Source organism: Luteimonas sp. J29 (genome assembly GCF_000472505.1).
In the GTDB taxonomy this organism is placed as follows: domain Bacteria; phylum Pseudomonadota; class Gammaproteobacteria; order Xanthomonadales; family Xanthomonadaceae; genus Luteimonas.
The window spans coordinates 1-17,447 of record NZ_AWZR01000006.1; the positions used below are offsets into that span (position 1 = coordinate 1).

Consider the following 17,447-nt stretch of genomic DNA (forward strand, 5'->3'; position numbering starts at 1 on the left):
CACTGCCTCGCGCCCTCTCCGAACGCCCGGCGCGCTGCGCCGGGCCGGACGTCAAGGAAGGTTTGCGGGACCGCTTGCGAGGCACTGCCTCGCGCGTCCTCACCGCACCTTCGGCACCCGCACCACCCGCGTCCCGCTCGCCCGGTCGTGCCAGGTCAGCCGGTCGCGGTCGAACCACCCCCACCACAGGCCGAGCCCGGCCGCCAGCACCGACACCGTTCCCACGGCGTAGCGCAGCCACAGCGCCTTGCGGGTGGGCGCGGTGCCGTCGACGGCCACGACCCGGATCCGCCACGGGCGCATGCCCAGGGTCTGGCCACCGCGCCGCCAGCTGGCAGTGGCGTAGAGCCCGGTGACCACCCAGCAACCGGCCCACAGCAGCCACTGCAGCAGGCTGAACGGCGCGATGTTCTCGTGCGGGTCGTGGTGGCCGAGCCAGGTGTAGGCGAGCGTGAACACGGCCGACAGCAGCAGCCACAGCGCGACCACCGGCAGCAGGTCGTAGACCAGCGACAGCAGCCGGCGACCGACGTAGGCGGACGGTCGGGACGGGACGGGGGAGGCGGCGTCGGCGGGCATCGCAACAGGATAGCGGCTCGCGCGGTCGGCTAAGCTGGCGCCATGTCGAGCACCACCCCCGCCGAACGGCGCCGGCGCATGAACGCGCTGCCGCCCCTGCGCGAGTCCGACGCCGACGCGATCAACGGTTTCCTCGATGCCCTGTGGGCCGAGACCGGCGTCGCGCGCAATACCCTCGACGCCTATCGCCGCGACCTGGAAGGCCTCGCGCGCTGGCGCGACGGCGCCGGTGGCGGCCTGGCGATGCTCGACCGCGGCGCCCTGTTCGACTACCTCGCGATGCGCTCGCGCGAAGGCTATTCGCCACGCAGCAATGCCAGGCTCCTCACGGCGCTGCGCGCGTTCTTCGCCCACCTGCGCCGGCGCGGCGTGCGCGAGGACGACCCGGTTGCGCTGGTCGAGCCGCCGAAGCAGCCGAAGCCGCTGCCCAAGGCGCTTGGCGAGGCCCAGGTCGCGGCCCTGCTCGCCGCGCCCGACGTCTCCACGCCCTCCGGCCTGCGCGACCGCGCGATGCTGGAACTGATGTATGCCTGCGGCCTGCGCGTGAGCGAGCTGGTGCAGCTGCCGGCCACCGCGGTCAACCTGCGCCAGGGGATGCTGCGCGTCACCGGCAAGGGCGGACGCGAGCGGCTGGTGCCGATGGGCGAGGAAGCCCAGCACTGGCTGGAGCGCTACCTGTCCGAAGCGCGGCCCGCGCTGGCCGGCCGCCGCAACCTGCCGGCGCTGTTCCTGGGGCCGGACGGCCATCCGCCGAGCCGGCAGCAGTTCTGGGCCACGGTGAAGCGGGCGGCGGCCGCGGCCGGGATCGATCCCGCGCGGATCAGCCCGCACGGCCTGCGCCACAGCTTCGCCACCCACCTGCTCAACCACGGCGCCGACCTGCGCGCCCTGCAGATGCTGCTGGGCCACAGCTCGCTCTCGACCACGCAGATCTACACCCTGGTCGCGCGCGAGAAGCTGCGCCAGCTGCACGCGCGCCACCATCCGCGCGGCTGAAGGCGCGCCGCCTGTTGCACTGCCGCAAGGCACCCGGCGGCTTCGATGTTAGCGTTAACATTTTCGGCCCAGGGGAATGCCATGACACGTTCCATCCGTCCGCGGGCGCGCGCGAAGCGCCGGCTGCTGTCGTCCGTCCTCGCCGCGGCGCTGCTGCTGCCGGGCGCCGGCATGGCGCAGTCGCTGGAGCTCAACGAGCTCGAGTACTTCCATACCCGCGGCCTGGACGTGCTGGCCTTCAGCAACTACTACGACGGCCTGTTCAGCGATGCCAAGCATGCGGGCGTGGAGCTGATCCACCACGGCGCGCGCACCGCGACCAACGGCGACGTGCGCCTGTCGCCCACGCCCGAGCAGTGGGATCCGGTGGCGCAGATGGTCGACCGCAAGGTGGACCGGCGCACGGGCACCGTCACCACCCGCCTGGCGTATCCCGACCACGGCTTCGAGTACGACATCCGGGTCTCGCCGGCGGAGCAGGGCGTCCGGATCCAGGTGGTGCTGGACCGGCCGCTGCCGCGCGCGCTCGAGGGCCAGGCCGGCTTCAACCTCGAGTTCCTGCCGTCGGCCTACTGGGGCAGGAGCTGGGTGAGCGACACCGGCAGCGGCCAGCTGCCGCTGTACCCCGCCGGGCCGACCGCGCGCGGCGACGACGGCAAGCCCGTGCGCCTGCCGATGGCCACCGGCCGCAGCCTCACCCTGGCGCCAGAGGATCCGCAGCGCCGCATCACCATCCGCTCGACCAGCGGCGAACTGGGCATCTACGACGGCCGCAACCAGGCCCAGAACGGCTGGTACGTGGTCCGCGGCCTGCTGCCGGCGAAGCGCAGCGGCGTCGTGCTGGAGTGGACGCTGGAGGCCTCGACGGTCCCGGGCTGGACGCGCCCGACCGTGATCGGCCATTCGCAGGTCGGCTACCACCCGGCGCAGCGCAAGGTCGCGGTGCTCGAGGCCGACCGGTATGCGGACGCGCCCGGTCGGGTCCGCCTGCTGCGGATCGGCGAGGACGGCAGCGAACGCGAGGTCCATGCGGCCGACGCCGCACACTGGGGCCGCTACCTGCGCTACGAGTACTACACCTTCGATTTCTCGCACGTGCGCGAGCCGGGCATCTACGTGCTCGAAGGCGCCGGCCAGCGCAGCAACGCCTTCCGCATCGCCACGGACGCCTACGCCAATGCGTGGCAGCCCACGCTCGACGTGTTCTTCCCGGTGCAGATGGACCACATGTTCGTCAACGAGGCCTACCGCGTCTGGCACGGCCGCTCGCACATGGACGACGCCCGCCAGGTGCCGCCGAACAAGGAGCATTTCGACCTGTTCGGGCAGGGACCGGACCTCGATTCGCCGTTCCAGCCCGGCGAGCACATCCCCGGCCTGAACTACGGCGGCTGGTTCGACGCCGGCGACTTCGACATCCGCACCCAGACCCACTACGCGACGGTGATGGGGCTGGTGGACGTGTGGGAAGAGTTCCGGCCGCTGCGCGACGAGACCAGCATCGACCAGGAGAAGCAGCACGTGGAGATCCACGTGCCGGACGGCGTGCCCGACCTGCTGCAACAGATCGAGCACGGCACCCTGGCGCTGATCGCCCAGCATCGCGTGTTCGGCCACGCCATCCCCGGCATCGTCGAGCCGGACCTGGGCCAGTACACCCATCTGGGCGACGCGGCCAGCAAGACCGACGGCAAGGTGGACGACCCCAATGACCCCGATTCGCCCAACGACGACCGCCTGGCGTTCACCACCAACACCACGGCGCTCAACTACGGCTCGGCCGCGGCGCTCGCCGCCGCCAGCCGCGCCCTGCGCGGCTACAACGACGCGCTGGCCGAGGAATGCCTGGCGACCGCGATCAGGGTGTGGGATTTCGAGCATTCACGCGAGCCCAACCTGTTCCGGGTCGGCAACACCACCGGCGGGGATCCCCAGGACGAGGAGCTGCGCGCCGCCGTGCAGCTGCTGGCCACCACCGGCGATGCGCGCTACGCCGAGCGCATCCGCGAGCTGTGGCCGGTGATTGACGAGCGCTTCGGCTTCAACGGCCCGCTCGTCGTGCAGGTGCTCGACCGCATGGGCGAGGGCTTCCGTGCCCAGGTCCGCGAGCGGGCCGAACGCTTCCGCGCGGAGCGCGCGAAGATGGCGGAGGAAAATCCGTATGGCGTGCTCATCACACGCGGCGGCTGGGCCGGGAACGGCGCGGTGATCGGCATGGCCAACGGCAACTACCGCCTGCACAAGGCCTTCCCCGACCTGTTCGACATCGAACCGACCCTGCAGGGCCTGAACTACCTCTACGGTACCCACCCCGACTCGAACATCTCGTTCGTCTCGGCGGTGGGCGCGAAGTCCAAGCAGGTGGCCTACGGGTCCAACCGCGCGGACTTCAGCTTCATCGCCGGCGGGATCGTGCCGGGCGTGCTGGTGCTCAAGCCCGACTTCCCCGAGAACAAGGAGGACTGGCCGTTCTTCTGGGGCCAGAACGAGTACGTGATCAACCTCGGCGCCAGCTACATCTACCTGGTGCACGCGGCGCAGGCCCTGCTCGAGGGGCGGTAGCCGGGCGGCGGGGCGGGGCCGCGGCGCGGCCCCGCGACGGCCGTACGCAGCGGCGCGGCCAGCCGGCAGGAGCCGGCCGCATCGCGGCCGGGCTCAGCCGGGCAGCGAATTGGCCAGTGCGAACACCAGTGCCAGCACCAGCGCGGCACGCAGCAGCAGGATGCCGGCCTGCTCCCCCAGCCTGCGGAACCTGAAGTCCGGAACGCGCATCGACGTCGTCCTCGCCCGCCTTCCCCACGGGCATGCACGAAGCAGCAAGCAGGATCCGTGCCCGGCCGAAGCGCGAACGGGAGCACGGAAATCGGGGCCTGGAGTGACGCGGCGCGTCGGTTCCCGCCCGTTCGACTGCCGCGGCCTGGCACGGCGGCGCCTGCGCGTCGGGGCCGGAACGGACAAGCCCCCTGGACGGGGGCTCGGACCGGATCTGGCGGGGAGGGGGGGATTCGAACCCCCGAGGCGCTATAAACGCCTGCCTGATTTCGAGTCAGGTACATTCAACCGCTCTGCCACCTCCCCGGGAATGCGGGTGTCGCGCGGTCCCGGCACCGGATGCCGGGGGCGCAATGATACGGGCCGGGCTGCCCCCGGACAAGGCGCGAGGCTAGACTGGCCGTCCCCTCCGTTGTGGGAACAAGCCCCCCATGTCCGAGATTTCCGTGCCCGTGTCTTTCGGCGAGCTGCTCGACAAGATCTCGATCCTGCAGATCAAGTCCGAGCGCATGACCGACCCGGACAAGCTGGCCAACGTGCGCAAGGAACTGGCGGCGCTGGAGAACACCTGGATGGCCCATCCGGCCGCCGGCAGGGACATCGCCCGGCTGCGCGCCGAACTCAAGGCCGTGAACGAGCGGCTGTGGGACATCGAGGACCGCATCCGGCTCAAGGAGCGCGACCAGGCCTTCGACGACGAATTCATCCAGCTGGCGCGCAGCGTGTACTTCGAGAACGACGTGCGCGCCAGGGTGAAGAAGGAGATCAACCTCGCCCTGGGCTCGGCCTACGTGGAGGAGAAGTCCTACCAGGACTACGGCACCGGCTCGGGCGCCTGAGCGCCGGCGGTCAGCCCTGCGCCGGACTGCGGCGCGACGCCGCGGTGTCGGCGTAATCGGGTTCGCGGAAGGGCAGCAGCAGCTTTTCGAGCAGGCCCGGCTCGCTCGGCCCGATCCCGGTCTGTTCCACCGGCCCTTCCGAGTACGTGCCGAACAGGCGATCCCACAGGATCGCGTTGCAGGCGTAGTTGGTGTTGCTCTGCTCGAACACCAGCGAGTGGTGCCTGCGGTGCTGGTTGGCGTTGGTGAATACCCAGCGCAGCAGCGGCGTGTCGATGTCGAGGTTGGCGTGGGCGATCGAGGTGTTCACCACCGCCAGCACGGTCGCCCCGGCGAGGGCGTCGGCGCCCGCCCCGAACAGGCCGGCCAGCAGCACGGTCGGCAGGGCGAGCAGCAGGACCTCGAACGGGTGGTTCGCGCCGGTGTTGAGCGCGTGCAGGTTGTGGAAGGCATGGTGGAAGCCGTGCCCGCTGGCCCGCCACAGCCAGCCCCAGCGATGCACCGCGCGGTGGATCCAGTAGTAGATGAAGTCCGAGGCCAGGAACAGCAGCAGCACCTGGACCAGCAGCGGCCAGTCCGTCGGCCAGCCGAGGCCGAGTGCCTCGCGGGTCCTGGCCAGGGCGGGCAGCAGCGTGCGGCCGTACCAGGTCAGCACCAGCTGCAGCATCACCAGGGTGAGCAGGTAGAGGCCGACGAGCGTGGCCTTTTCGGCGGGACGCTGGCGCCAGCGCGGCACCGCCGGCACCAGCCGCTCCAGCACGGCGAGCACCAGGTGGGCGCCGGCCAGCGAAAGGATCGCGGCCGTGCCCTCGTCGAGGTCGAGGACGATCCACAGCGCCAGCGCGCCAGCCAGCAGCAGCGGCTGGGCGGTGTTGCGGACGGCCCGGCGCAGCCGGGGCCTGGGCGACAGGGGCTGGTTCGCGTGCATCATCGTTCCAGCGCGAGGTCGGCACGGTGACGCTAGCGCCGCGCACCGCCCAGCGCATGTGCCGGAGGCCACACCCCGGCGCGGCCGCCGGGACGGTTCAGCCGCGGTCGGCGACGTAGCGCTCGAACGCGGCCACCGCGTCGTCGACGGTCACCAGCTCCATCACCCCGTCGAACTCGATCTTGGTGCCCCACATCAGCTCGGCCGCGGGCTTGCCCAGGTACTTGCGGGCCGCGTCGTCGTAGCGGTCCACGCAGTAGCGGCGGTCGGAATAGGGGCCGCTGCGGGCAGGATTGCTGGCCGCGTGCAGGCCCAGCACCTTCGTGCCCATCGCATTGGCGATGTGCATCGGGCCCGAGTCGGGCGTCATCACCAGGTCGGCGCGGGCGAGCAGGGCGGGCAGCTGCTTGAGGGTGTCCTTGCCCACCAGGTCCAGCGCCGGGGCCCGCATCGCGGCGAGGATGGCGTCGGCGGTCTCGCGCTCGAGCCGGCTGCGCCCGCCGCACAGGACCACCCGCCAGCCGCGGGACGCGGCGTGGTCGGCGACCGCGGCGTAGCGGTCGGGGTACCAGTTGCGGCGCACGTGGCTGGAGCAGGGCGAGATCACCAGGGCGGGCGTGCCGTCCTCGGGCCACTGCGCGCGGGCCCAGTCGTGCGCCTCGCCGGGCACCGGCAGGTCCCAGCGCACGGTCTGCTGGCGCAGGCCCAGCGGCTCGCAGAAACTGCCGATGGCGTCGAGCACGTGGATGCCGGGGCGGTCGGGGATGCGCTCGCGCACGAACAGGCCGTGCAGGTCCTTCGAGCGCGAACGGTCGTAGCCGATCCGGCGCCGCGCCGGCACGAACGCCGAGAGCAGGTTGGCGCGGGCCGCCACCTGCATCTGCAGCAGCGCGTCGAAGCGGCGACCGTGCAGCTCGCGGCGCAGGGCACGCATGCCGGCCAGGCCGCTCTTCTTGTCGTAGACGAGGAACTCGACCCCGGGCAGGCCCTGCAGCAGCCGGTGCTCGCCGGTGCCGATCACCCAGGTCAGCGCCACCTCCGGCCAGGCGTCGCGCAGGGTGTGCACCAGGGGCAGCACGTGGGTCACGTCCCCCAGCGCCGACAGCCGCAGCAGGCAGATCGAGCGGGGGGCTTCGGGAGGATGCGTCACGGCTTGCTAGACTCGCTGGATGGTCATGGCCGCGTTCGACGCCAGCGAAAGCCTGACGCCCTTCCACGACACGCGTGGCAGCGGGGAATACGGGGCGATTCTGTTCGACTCCACGCAGTTGCGGCAAGTCGACCCGCGCTGGTTCGACCCCCGGGAGTGGGGCTCGCGCGCGCAGGAAGTCGGCGGCAGCGGCCGCGGCGGGGCGTGGTTCATCGAGGCCAGCCACGGCCCGCTGGTGCTGCGCCAGTACCTGCGCGGCGGCATGGCCGCGCACGTCAGCCGCGACCGCTACCTGTGGCGCGGCGCGCACCGGACCCGTGGCTTCGCGGAGTTCCGGCTGCTGCGCGAGCTGCTGCGGCGCAAGTGCCCGGTGCCGGTGCCGGTGGCCGCGTGCTACCTGCGCGGCCGCGCCACCTACCGGGCCTGGATCATCCTCGAGCGGCTCACCGGGGTGCAGTCGCTGGGAGCGCTGGCGCTCGCGGATCCGGAAGGCGCGCCGTGGGAGGCCGCGGGGCGGCTGGTGGCGCGCTTCCATCGCGAAGGGCTCGACCATGCCGACCTCAATGCCCACAACCTCCTGTTCGACGACGCCGGCAAGGGCTGGATGATCGATTTCGACCGTTGCCGGATGCACATCCCCGCCACCGCCTGGCGCGAGCGGAACCTGGCGCGGCTGCAGCGCTCGCTGCGCAAGCTGGCGGGAGCGGAGGGGCGCGAAGCGGTCGACGCCGGATTCGCGCGCCTGCGCCAGGCCTACGACGCGCGCTGGGCGCGGGGGATCTGATGGCCGCGCCGGCCTGGACGCTGCGCTTCCAGGGCGTGGGCAACGCCTCGGCCACGGCGCTCGGCGCGCCCATGGCCACCATCGAGCGCGACGGGGCCCCGTGGCTCACGATCGACTGCGGCAGCGAGGGCCTGACCGCCTACCTAGACCACTACGGCGAACCGCCGCGCGCGATCTTCGTCACCCACGTCCACCTGGACCACGTGGGCGGTTTCGAGCGCCTGTTCGTGTCCGAATACTTCGACCCGGCGCGGCGCGGGCGCATGCCGCTGTACGTGCCGGCGCCGGTGGTGCCGCTGCTGCACCGGCGCGTGGCCGACTACCCGAACGTGCTGGCCGAGGGCGGGGCGAACTTCTGGGACGCGTTCCGGCTGGTGCCGGTGGGCGAGGCGTTCTGGCACGACGGACAGCGGCTGGAGGTGTTCCCGGCGCGCCACCACTGGCCGGACACCGCCTTCGGCCTGCGCCTGCGCGGCAGCCTGGCCTACACCGGCGACACCCGGCCGATCCCGGAGCAGCTGCAGCGCCACGCCGGCGCCGGCGAACTGGTGGCGCACGACTGCGGACTGCACGGCAACCCGTCCCACACCGGCATCGAGGACCTGGAGCGCGAGTACCCGCGCGAACTGCTGTCGCGCTGCGTGCTCTACCACTACGGGTCCGCGGCGGACGGCGAGGCGCTGGCCGCGCGCGGCTTCCGGGTGGCGCACCCGGGCGAGGCCTTCCCGCTCGCCGATCCCGCGCCGCCGGGCGCCGGGGGATGACCATGCCGCGGGCGCCCGCCGGGCCGATGGACCTGCTGGGCCGGCCGCTGCGCGACCTGCGGCTGTCGGTGATCGAGGCCTGCAACTTCCGCTGCGGCTACTGCATGCCCGCCGACCGGGTGCCGGACGACTACGGCCTGGATGCCGCCAGCCGCCTCTCGTTCGACCAGATCGAGACCCTGGTGCGCGCCGCGGCGCGCCTGGGCGTCACCAAGCTGCGCCTGACCGGCGGCGAGCCGCTGCTGCGCAAGGGGCTGCCGGCGCTGGTGGCGCGGCTGGCCCGGATCGGGGGCATCGAGGACCTGGCCATGACCACCAACGGCGCGCTGCTGGCGCCGCACGCGCAGGCCTTGCGCGAGGCCGGGTTGCGCAGGCTCACCGTGAGCCTGGATGCGCTCGACCCGGCCGCGTTCCGCGCGCTGTCCGGGCAGCGCGGCCGGGTGGAGGACGTGCTCGCGGGCATCGCCGCGGCCGAACGGGCGGGTTTCGGTCCGCTCAAGATCAACTGCGTGGTCCAGCGCGGCGTCAACGAGGACCAGGTGCTGCCGCTGGTCGAGCGCTTCCGCGGTACCGGCCACGTGCTGCGCTTCATCGAGTACATGGACGTGGGCACCTGCAACGGCTGGCGCCGCGACGGCGTCGTGCCCTCGTCCGAGCTGCGCGCGCGCATCCACGCGCGCTGGCCGCTGCGGCCGCTGGACGCCCAATACCGTGGCGAGGTGGCCGAGCGCCATGGCTTCCTCGACGGCGGGGGCGAGATCGGGTTCGTCAGCTCGGTGACAGCGCCGTTCTGCGGCGACTGCCACCGGGCGCGGGTGTCGGCGGACGGGCGCCTCTACACCTGCCTGTTCGCGGACGCGGGCACCGACCTGCGGGCCGCGATCGAAGCCGGGGAGGCAGCCGTGGCCGCCCGCCTTGCGGAGCTGTGGCGCGCGCGCGCCGACCGCTACAGCGAGATCCGCGGCAGCGGCCGCACGCCCCGGCGCCGGGTGGAAATGTTCCTGGTCGGTGGCTGAGGCCTGCCGCCCGTGGCGGGTCCGCGGGCAGGGCCTGCGCCAGCGCGGCTGCGCGGCTACCATGCCCGCATGAGTCGCGCCGCGAAGCCGAAGCTGACCCACCTCGACGACGAGGGCCGTCCGGCCATGGTCGACGTCTCCGCCAAGGCGGCCACCACGCGCGAGGCGCGGGCCGAATGCCGGGTGCGCTTTCCGGCCCCGGTCGCCGCCGCACTGCGCGGGTCCGGGTTGCGCAGCGCCAAGGGCGGCATCGTCGACACCGCGGTAATCGCCGGGACGATGGCGGTCAAGCGCACCCACGAACTGATCCCGTTCTGCCATCCGCTGCCGATCGACGGCGTGCGCATCGCCATCGACTGGCACGGCGAGCGCGAGCTTCGGATCGAGTGCGCGGTGAAGACCACCCACCGCACGGGCGTCGAGATGGAGGCCCTGACCGGCGCCACCGTCGCCGCGCTCACCGTGTACGACATGTGCAAGGCGCTCTCGCATGCGATCGTACTCGGCCCGGCGAAGCTGCTGGGCAAGCGCGGCGGCAAGCGCGACTTCGGGAGCGTGGGCTGATGGCCAGGGTGACGCTGCTGTACTTCGCCAGCCTGCGCGATGCCGCCGGCGCGGCGTCGGAACCGCTGGAAACCGCGGCGCCGGACCTGGTCGCGCTGTATGCCGAGGCGCAGGCGCGGCACGGCTTCGCGCTTCCCGTCGAACGCCTGCGCGTGGCGGTGGACGGCGCCTTCGCCGACTGGCGCGACGCGGTGCGCGACGGCAGCGAGGTCGCCTTCATCCCGCCGGTGTCCGGCGGCTGAGCGGGAGCCGCGCGCATGCCGTCGCCGCGTTTCCGGATCGCCGATGCACCGTTCGACATCGCGCCGCTGCACGCGCGCCTGCAGCATGAGTGCGCCGGCGCGTGCGCCAGTTTCGAGGGCCGGGTGCGCGACCACAACGATGGCCGCCCCGTGCGCGGCCTGCGCTACGAGGCCTATGTCGAACTGGCCGAGGCCGAGGGCGCACGCATCCTGGACGAAGCGCTGGCCAGGTTCGACATCCTCGAGGCCTGCGCCGTGCACCGCACCGGCGAGCTGGCGATCGGCGAGCTCGCGGTCTGGGTCGGCGCCAGCGCCGCCCATCGCGACGCCGCCTTCGAGGCCTGCCGCTGGATCATCGACGAGGTCAAGGCGCGCGTCCCGATCTGGAAGCACGAGCGCTACGCCGACGGCGAAGCGGACTGGCTGCATCCCTGCCAGACGGATCCATCCGAGCCATAGGTCCTGCACCCCCCCGGTACGGGCGAAGGAGAGTGAACAACCGCGCCACGCCAACAGATCGCTCCGCCGAATCGCATTGAGACCGTCGCCACGGGCAACACATCCGACAGCCCGTCCAACCCTCCGCCAGAACCGCCTCCGCGACCACGCACACAAGTCCAGGATTCCGAAACCACTGCCATGCGCCACCCGACCGCCCGCCTCGCCCTTCTCCTGCTCGCCTTCGCGACCACGAACTCCACCGCGCAAGACCTCCTCCTCGTCGGCAACAAGACCGACGACACGCTCTGGCAGCTCTCGCTCGACGATGGCACGCGCGTCCGCGAACTGGCCAGCGGCGCCGGCCCGCACGAGATCGCGGTGTCTCCTGACGGCCGTGTCGCCGTGGTCACCGATTACGGCCAGGAGGAGCCCGGTCGCTCGCTGACACTGGTCGACGTCGCCACCGGCACGGTGCTGCGGTCCATCGATCTCGGCGGGCACCGCCGTCCGCACGGCGTCCGCTTCCTGCCCGATGGCGACGTGCTCGTCACCACCGAGCGCAGCCATGCGCTGCTGAAGGTGGACCTCGACGCGGGCGAGGTGGTGCAGGCGATCGACGTCGGCGACGGGCTCGGCCACATGGTCGCGCTCTCGCGCGACGGGGCGATCGCCTACGTGAGCAAGATCGTCGCCGGCGCCGTGGTGCGCGTGGACCTGGCCGAAGGCCGCGTCACCCACGAGCGCCCCGCCGGCAAGGGCGCCGAAGGCATCGAGGTCGCGCCCGACGGCACGGTATGGGTGACGAACCGCGGCGAGGACACCGTCACCGTGCACGATCCGGACACGCTCGAGGTGCTGGCCACGCTCGCCAGCGAAGGTTTCCCGATCCGCGTCGTCTTCACCCCCGACGGCCGCCACGCGCTGGTCAGCAACGCCACCGCCGCGACGCTGTCGGTGTTCGACGTCGCCACCCGCGCGCCGGTGGCGACGGTCGCGCTCAAGCCGCAGGGCGAGGCCTTCCGCGACACGATGCTCGGTCGCGACGCGTTGCCGATCGGGATCGCGGTCGATCCCGCCGCGCCGCGCGCGTACGTGGCAATCAGCGGCGCCAACCGCATCGCCGTCGTCGACACGGCGGAATGGAAGGTCGTCGATGCCTGGGAGACCGGCAACGAGCCCGACGCGCTGGGCATCGTCCGCGGAGGCGCGCGATGACGACGCGGCGGGGCCGGGCGATCGCCGCGTGCGCCGTCGTCCCGGTCCTGCTGGTGGCCTGCCGCAGCGTGCCGGTGGAGCCGCCGCCGCCCACCGGCAGCGTCGAGGTGGGCCTGGTGACGCCGCCGCCCGGCGCCACGCGCATGGAACTCGCTGCGAGCCAGCGCTTCGTCTACCCGAACCTCGAGGAACCGGTGGCGATGCCGGTCTATCCGCCCGAACTCCTGCCGCTGCGGCTCGCACCGCTGGACCTGTGCGTGGAGGTGGTGATCGGCGAGGACGGGCTGGTCCGCGAGGTGCGCCGGCGCATCGATGACGCCTGCCCGGGCGAGGCCGGGCCGCACGAGGCGCGCTTCGCGCAGCTGCTCGAGGACGCGGTGCGCCAGTGGATCTTCGAGCCGGCGCTGGTCTGCAGCACGCCCGACGGCCGCCCGTCGGAGGACGCCTGCGCGGAGCCGGACGTGGTCGAGACGCCGGTGGCGCTGCGCCTGTCGTACGTGTTCGGATTCAGCCAGCGCGATGGCGAACCCGTCGTCGAACTGCGCGGCGGCCGCCAGGGCGCTGCGGAGGGGCGCTAGCGCGCGGCTACGGTCCGGCGCGCTAGCGCGCCGGCGCCGGGCATGGTCGCGAACCCTGCTAGAATCCGCATCCCGGCCACGCATCGCGTGGCCGGCGTCTCAATGGTGGCCCCGTCGGCCCCTCGCGACGCTAGGTCGAAAACCCCGCCAGGGCCGGAAGGCAGCAACGGTATCGATCGACGCGGGTGCCGAGGCAAGCTGGCGGGGCCATCGCCATGTGTGGCCTTGGTTGTTGCTAGTGCGCATGGGCGGACAGGTGCTCGCCCATGGCGACGGTGGCAGGCCGCGGCGCCCTGGTGGGACGGGGGCGGTGGCTTCGCCACCGTGCCACCCGCTGCGCGGGTGGTCGAACCCCACTTGGGGTCCTCATCGCAACCTCTCTCCGCCAGATACGCAAAACGCCCCTTGCGGGGCGCTTCGCGTATCTGGCGGAGAGAGGGGGATTCGAACCCCCGAAGCGCTGTTTAGGCGCTTACACACTTTCCAGGCGTGCTCCTTCAACCACTCGGACACCTCTCCGGGAGGTCCCGGCGGGCGGCGTCCGGCCGCGCGCAGGGGCCGGAAATTCTAGCCGTCGCCCGGCTTTACCACAACCGAACGGGCGCGGGCCCGGGCCCGGCCGGAGGCGGCCGGACCGGACAAGCGGTGCCGTGGCACGGCACAATGCACGCATGTCCTACCTCGTCCTCGCGCGCAAGTGGCGCCCCCGGCGGTTCGCCGAACTGGTGGGCCAGGAACACGTGGTCCGGGCCCTGAGCAATGCGCTCGAGTCGGGCCGCGTCCACCACGCCTACCTGTTCACCGGCACCCGCGGCGTCGGCAAGACCACGATCGCCCGCATCTTCGCCAAGAGCCTGAACTGCGAGAAGGGCACCGGCGCCGACCCCTGCGGCGAGTGCGAGACCTGCCTGGCCATCGATGCCGGGCGCTACATCGACCTGCTCGAGATCGACGCCGCCTCCAACACCGGCGTCGACAACGTGCGCGACCTGATCGACAACGCGCAGTACATGCCCTCGCGCGGCCGCTACAAGGTGTACCTCATCGACGAGGTGCACATGCTCTCCAAGCCGGCGTTCAACGCGCTGCTCAAGACGCTGGAGGAGCCGCCGGAGCACGTGAAGTTCCTGTTCGCGACCACCGACCCGGAGAAGCTCCTGGTCACGGTGCTGTCGCGCTGCCTGCAGTTCAACCTCAAGCGCCTGGACGAGGAGCAGATCGGCGGACAGATCGCGAAGATCCTGGAGGCCGAAGGCATCGCCGCCGAGCCGGGCGCGGTGCGCCAGCTGGCGCGCGCGGCCGACGGCAGCCTGCGCGACGGCCTGTCGCTGCTCGACCAGGCCATCGCCTACAGCGGCGCCGGCGCCGCGGGCAAGGTGCTGACGGCCGATGCGGTGGCCGGGATGCTGGGCACGGTCGACCGCGCCCGGATCGGCGCGCTGCTGCAGGCGCTGGCCGACGGCGACGGTGCGGCGCTGATGGCCGCGATCGCGTCCCTGGCCGAGATGTCGCCGGACTGGGCGGGGGTGCTCGACGCGCTCGCCGCCGCGCTGCACCGGATCCAGGTGCGCCAGCTCGTTCCCGAGGCGGTCGTCGACGGCGACGGCCTGGACGTGGACGGGCTGGCCGCGTCGCTGCGGCCCGAGGTGGTGCAGCTCTGGTACCAGATGGCGCTCGCCGGGCGCCGCGACCTGCCGCTGGCCCCGGGGCCGCGCGCCGGCTTCGAGATGAGCCTGCTGCGGATGCTGGCGTTCCGGCCGGTGGAAGGCGCGGGGCAGGGGGCCGGCACGTCCGGTGGCGGCTCGGCCGGACGCGGCTCCCCGCGCGATGCCGCGACCGCCGCCGCGGCGGCCGCCCGAGCGGCGCTGGCCGACGAGTTGCCGCCGCGTGCGGAACCTTCCCGGCGCAGCGCTCCTGCGTCCGCGGCGCCGGAACCCGCGCCGCGGCCGGAGCCCGCACCCCCGCCGTCTGCCGCGCCATCGCGGCCGTCGGGCCCGGCCCCGGACGCGGGCGCCATCGAGATGGCGCCGAAGCCGCGGGTGACGGACCTGGACGCCGCCGGCTGGCTCGACCTCGTCGCCGGCCTTGCCCTGCGCGGCCCGGTGCGCGAACTCGCCGCCCACGCCGCCTTCATCGACTGGCGCGACGGCGTGCTGCGCCTGGGGCTCACGCCCGCCGACGACCACCTCAAGACCCCGTTCCTCGTGAACCAGCTGGCGCAGGCGCTCGCGCCCGCCCTCGGTGTCGCGCCGCAGCTGCGCTTCGAGGAAACCGCCGCCGCCGAGGCCGAGACCCTGCACGCGCGCACCGAGCGGCAGCGCGACGCACGCAAGGCGGCGGCCGAGCAGGCGTTCCTGTCCGATCCCGACGTGCAGCGGCTGATGCAGGAGCGCGGCGCCAGGCTGGTGCCCGATTCGATCCGACCCTTCGACCAAGGCTGAAACGACATGCGTGGAAACATCGCCCAGCTGATGCAGCAGGCGCAGAAGATGCAGGAGAACATGCAGAAGGTGCAGCAGGAGATCGCTGCGCTCGAGGTCACCGGCAGCGCCGGTGGCGGCATGGTCACCGTGACCCTGTCCGGCGCCAAGGAGTGCCGCAAGGTGCGCATCGACCCGAGCGTGCTCTCGGACCCGGAGATGGCCGAGGACCTGATCGCCGCCGCGTTCAACGACGCCTCCAACCGCATCGACGCCGCCTCGCGCGAGAAGATGGCCGCCGCGACCGCGGGTCTGCCGATCCCGCCGGGCATGAAGCTGCCGTTCTGATCCAGTGCGGGCGAAGGCCGTGCGGCGCCACGCGGCGCCGGCGCGCGGCCCGTCCCCCGAGCCGCCACGTCGATGTCGTCGCTCCTTGAACAGCTGATCGAGTCCTTCCGGATCCTGCCCGGCGTGGGCCAGAAGACCGCGCAGCGCATGGCCTACCACGTGCTCGAACGCGAGCGCGAAGGCGGCCGGCGGCTGGCCGAGGCGCTGGCCGAGGCGGTCGAGCGCGTCGGCCACTGCGAGCGCTGCCGGGATTTCAGCGAGGCCCCCGTGTGCGCGACCTGCGCCAGCGCCGCGCGCGACCGCCACCAGCTGTGCGTGGTCGAATCGCCGGCCGACCGGCTCGCGATCGAGCAGGCCACCGGCTATCGCGGCCTGTATTTCGTGCTGCAGGGCCGCCTGAGCCCGCTCGACGGCGTCGGCCCGCGCGAGATCGGCCTCGACCGCCTGGCCCAGCGCCTGGCCGAGGGCGAGGTGCGCGAACTGATCGTCGCCACCAATCCCACCGTCGAGGGCGAGGCGACCGCGCACTACCTGGCGCAGATCGCGCGCCAGCACGCGGTCCGGCCCAGCCGCCTCGCCCACGGCGTGCCGTTGGGTGGCGAACTGGAGTACGTCGACCGCGGCACCCTGTCGCACGCGTTCGGCTCGCGCAGCGAAATGGACTGAGCGCGGCGCCTGCGCGTTTGCCGCCCGGCGCGGCGAAGCGGCAGAATCGGATCCCGACTCCGACGCCCGCATCGCCATGCCCACGATCTTCCACCGCATCATGCGCCGGGAACTGCCGGCCGACATCGTGTTCGAGGACGAACACGTCATCGCGTTCCGCGACATCGCGCCGCAGGCGCCGGTGCACGTGCTGTTCGTGCCCAAGGAGGACTTCGCCACCCTCAACGACGTGCCCGCCGACCGCCCGGAGGTCGTCGGCCGCCTCGCCATCGCGGCGGCCTCGTATGCCAAGGCCCAGGGCTTCGCCGAGGACGGCTACCGCATCGTCATGAACTGCAACGGCGATGGCGGCCAGACCGTGTACCAGATCCACCTGCACCTGCTGGCCGGCGCGCCGCTCGGCCGGTTCGGCACCGGCGCCTGACCAACCGCGCCGTCCTCCCCCGCCTGCGGGGCAGGGGCGGATGCAGGCGAGCGGGAAGGGTCTCGAGGAGAAAACGAAGAACGCCCGGCGCGGGCCGGGCGTTCGAGCGGATGCGCGGAATGTCCGGAGGCTACTGCCGCGCGGCGCCAGCCGGGTTCAGTGCCGGGACGGTGCCCCAGACCACAGGGCCTTCGTTGACGCCGGCGGCCTGCTTGCCGGGCCACAGCCTGGTGGCCTCCACGTCGATCCTGGCGAACCGGTACGCGCGGCGGTCGAGCGCGCGCTGCTCGTAGCCGCTGATCCGGCCGGTGAAGCTCACCTCGCGTCCGGCGACCAGTTCCGACGGGTCGTCGAAGCCCGTGCTGCAGGCGAGGAAACGGCCATATCCCATGTCCGATACCGGGCGCCCGCTGGTGGCGAGGCGGTTGGATTCGACTTCCACGCAGACCGAGTCGCCGCGGGATTCCACCTGGACGACGCGACCGCCCCAGTGCACGGGCGTGCCGGTGTAGTCGGACTTCAGCGCCGAGTGCGCGTTGATCCGGTTGAGGTCACCTGCATGGACGTTGGCCGGCTGCGAAGCGTAGGCGGCAAGCAGCAGCGGCAGTGCGACGGCGGCGATGCGATGCATTTTCATGGCAGAAGTCCCTTGTGCCAGTGGGTCGGGCGAGGCCGGAGGGCATGCGCCTTGGGACCTGTGTACCCCACCACGGCGGGGGCG

19 protein-coding genes, 2 tRNA genes and 1 other RNA gene are annotated in these 17,447 nt (G+C 72.5%); 16 read left to right on the forward strand and 6 right to left on the reverse strand.

The genetic code is table 11. The annotated features are described in order from the left end of the window. Positions 1–99: 99 nt before the first annotated feature. A complete protein-coding gene (locus LUTJ29_RS0110770) occupies positions 100–579 on the reverse strand; it encodes an RDD family protein (RefSeq protein WP_027072517.1) in 480 nt (159 codons plus the stop codon). Positions 580–621: 42 nt separating this feature from the next. Between LUTJ29_RS0110770 and xerD the strand changes: the two genes are divergently transcribed. Beyond that, positions 622–1,575, forward strand: coding sequence for a site-specific tyrosine recombinase XerD (gene xerD / locus LUTJ29_RS0110775; protein ID WP_027072518.1), 954 nt, complete (start codon positions 622–624; stop codon positions 1,573–1,575). 81 nt (positions 1,576–1,656) lie between these two features. Then, positions 1,657–4,137 (forward strand): glycoside hydrolase family 9 protein, encoded by a 2,481-nt coding sequence (locus LUTJ29_RS0110780; RefSeq protein WP_027072519.1) that lies wholly within the window; start codon positions 1,657–1,659, stop codon positions 4,135–4,137. A 425-nt stretch (positions 4,138–4,562) separates the two neighbouring features. On the opposite strand, the gene LUTJ29_RS0110790 is transcribed toward LUTJ29_RS0110780, so the two are convergent. Next, positions 4,563–4,653 (reverse strand) — tRNA-Ser (locus LUTJ29_RS0110790). Positions 4,654–4,778: 125 nt separating this feature from the next. Here LUTJ29_RS0110790 and LUTJ29_RS0110795 point away from each other — a divergent pair. Next, on the forward strand, positions 4,779–5,186 hold the full coding sequence (locus LUTJ29_RS0110795) for a DUF6165 family protein (RefSeq protein ID WP_027072520.1): 408 nt from the start codon (positions 4,779–4,781) through the stop codon (positions 5,184–5,186). A gap of 10 nt (positions 5,187–5,196) precedes the next feature. On the opposite strand, the gene LUTJ29_RS0110800 is transcribed toward LUTJ29_RS0110795, so the two are convergent. Next, positions 5,197–6,114, reverse strand: coding sequence for a sterol desaturase family protein (locus LUTJ29_RS0110800; RefSeq protein ID WP_144774153.1), 918 nt, complete (start codon positions 6,112–6,114; stop codon positions 5,197–5,199). 97 nt (positions 6,115–6,211) lie between these two features. Continuing rightward, entirely contained in the window at positions 6,212–7,264 is a 1,053-nt protein-coding gene (locus tag LUTJ29_RS0110805; RefSeq protein WP_232221199.1) for a glycosyltransferase family 9 protein, read from the reverse strand. 25 nt (positions 7,265–7,289) lie between these two features. Between LUTJ29_RS0110805 and LUTJ29_RS0110810 the strand changes: the two genes are divergently transcribed. The 9 genes from LUTJ29_RS0110810 (at position 7,290) to ffs (ending at position 13,076) form a co-directional block, all read left to right on the forward strand. Continuing rightward, a complete protein-coding gene (locus tag LUTJ29_RS0110810; RefSeq protein ID WP_027072523.1) occupies positions 7,290–8,048 on the forward strand; it encodes a 3-deoxy-D-manno-octulosonic acid kinase in 759 nt (252 codons plus the stop codon). Further along, on the forward strand, positions 8,048–8,812 hold the full coding sequence (locus LUTJ29_RS0110815) for an MBL fold metallo-hydrolase (protein WP_043741177.1): 765 nt from the start codon (positions 8,048–8,050) through the stop codon (positions 8,810–8,812). Before LUTJ29_RS0110810 ends, LUTJ29_RS0110815 begins: the two co-directional genes overlap by 1 nt. Further along, on the forward strand, positions 8,809–9,828 hold the full coding sequence (gene moaA / locus LUTJ29_RS0110820) for a GTP 3',8-cyclase MoaA (protein ID WP_027072525.1): 1,020 nt from the start codon (positions 8,809–8,811) through the stop codon (positions 9,826–9,828). The genes LUTJ29_RS0110815 and moaA overlap by 4 nt, the downstream gene beginning before the upstream one ends. Positions 9,829–9,897: 69 nt before the next feature. Continuing rightward, a complete protein-coding gene (gene moaC, locus LUTJ29_RS0110825) occupies positions 9,898–10,392 on the forward strand; it encodes a cyclic pyranopterin monophosphate synthase MoaC (RefSeq protein ID WP_027072526.1) in 495 nt (164 codons plus the stop codon). Continuing rightward, entirely contained in the window at positions 10,389–10,634 is a 246-nt protein-coding gene (locus tag LUTJ29_RS0110830; RefSeq protein ID WP_027072527.1) for a MoaD/ThiS family protein, read from the forward strand. The genes moaC and LUTJ29_RS0110830 overlap by 4 nt, the downstream gene beginning before the upstream one ends. Positions 10,635–10,649: 15 nt before the next feature. Continuing rightward, positions 10,650–11,093, forward strand: a complete 444-nt coding sequence (locus tag LUTJ29_RS0110835) for a molybdenum cofactor biosynthesis protein MoaE (protein WP_027072528.1) — start codon at positions 10,650–10,652, stop codon at positions 11,091–11,093. Positions 11,094–11,273: 180 nt separating this feature from the next. After that, entirely contained in the window at positions 11,274–12,290 is a 1,017-nt protein-coding gene (locus tag LUTJ29_RS17180) for a beta-propeller fold lactonase family protein (RefSeq protein ID WP_051322938.1), read from the forward strand. After that, on the forward strand, positions 12,287–12,868 hold the full coding sequence (locus LUTJ29_RS0110845) for a hypothetical protein (RefSeq protein ID WP_027072529.1): 582 nt from the start codon (positions 12,287–12,289) through the stop codon (positions 12,866–12,868). Before LUTJ29_RS17180 ends, LUTJ29_RS0110845 begins: the two co-directional genes overlap by 4 nt. A 111-nt stretch (positions 12,869–12,979) precedes the next feature. Continuing rightward, positions 12,980–13,076, forward strand: an RNA gene (ffs, locus tag LUTJ29_RS18440) — signal recognition particle sRNA small type. 218 nt (positions 13,077–13,294) lie between these two features. On the opposite strand, the gene LUTJ29_RS0110850 is transcribed toward ffs, so the two are convergent. Then, positions 13,295–13,387 (reverse strand) — tRNA-Ser (locus LUTJ29_RS0110850). A gap of 152 nt (positions 13,388–13,539) precedes the next feature. Here LUTJ29_RS0110850 and dnaX point away from each other — a divergent pair. The 4 genes from dnaX to LUTJ29_RS0110870 all read left to right on the forward strand — a co-directional run bounded on the left by dnaX (position 13,540) and on the right by LUTJ29_RS0110870 (position 16,726). Then, positions 13,540–15,309 (forward strand): DNA polymerase III subunit gamma/tau, encoded by a 1,770-nt coding sequence (gene dnaX / locus LUTJ29_RS0110855; protein WP_027072530.1) that lies wholly within the window; start codon positions 13,540–13,542, stop codon positions 15,307–15,309. A gap of 6 nt (positions 15,310–15,315) precedes the next feature. After that, on the forward strand, positions 15,316–15,636 hold the full coding sequence (locus LUTJ29_RS0110860) for a YbaB/EbfC family nucleoid-associated protein (protein ID WP_027072531.1): 321 nt from the start codon (positions 15,316–15,318) through the stop codon (positions 15,634–15,636). Positions 15,637–15,708: 72 nt separating this feature from the next. Continuing rightward, complete coding sequence (gene recR, locus LUTJ29_RS0110865) at positions 15,709–16,302, forward strand: recombination mediator RecR (protein WP_027072532.1); 594 nt, start codon at positions 15,709–15,711, stop codon at positions 16,300–16,302. A gap of 76 nt (positions 16,303–16,378) precedes the next feature. Continuing rightward, the gene (locus LUTJ29_RS0110870; protein ID WP_027072533.1) at positions 16,379–16,726 is read left to right on the forward strand and encodes a histidine triad nucleotide-binding protein; all 348 of its coding nucleotides are present in this window, start codon (positions 16,379–16,381) and stop codon (positions 16,724–16,726) included. Between the two features lie 130 nt (positions 16,727–16,856). Here the strand turns inward: LUTJ29_RS0110870 and LUTJ29_RS18125 are convergent, their stop codons facing one another. Then, a complete protein-coding gene (locus tag LUTJ29_RS18125) occupies positions 16,857–17,363 on the reverse strand; it encodes a Slp family lipoprotein (RefSeq protein ID WP_084524839.1) in 507 nt (168 codons plus the stop codon). Between the last annotated feature and the right edge of the window lie 84 nt (positions 17,364–17,447).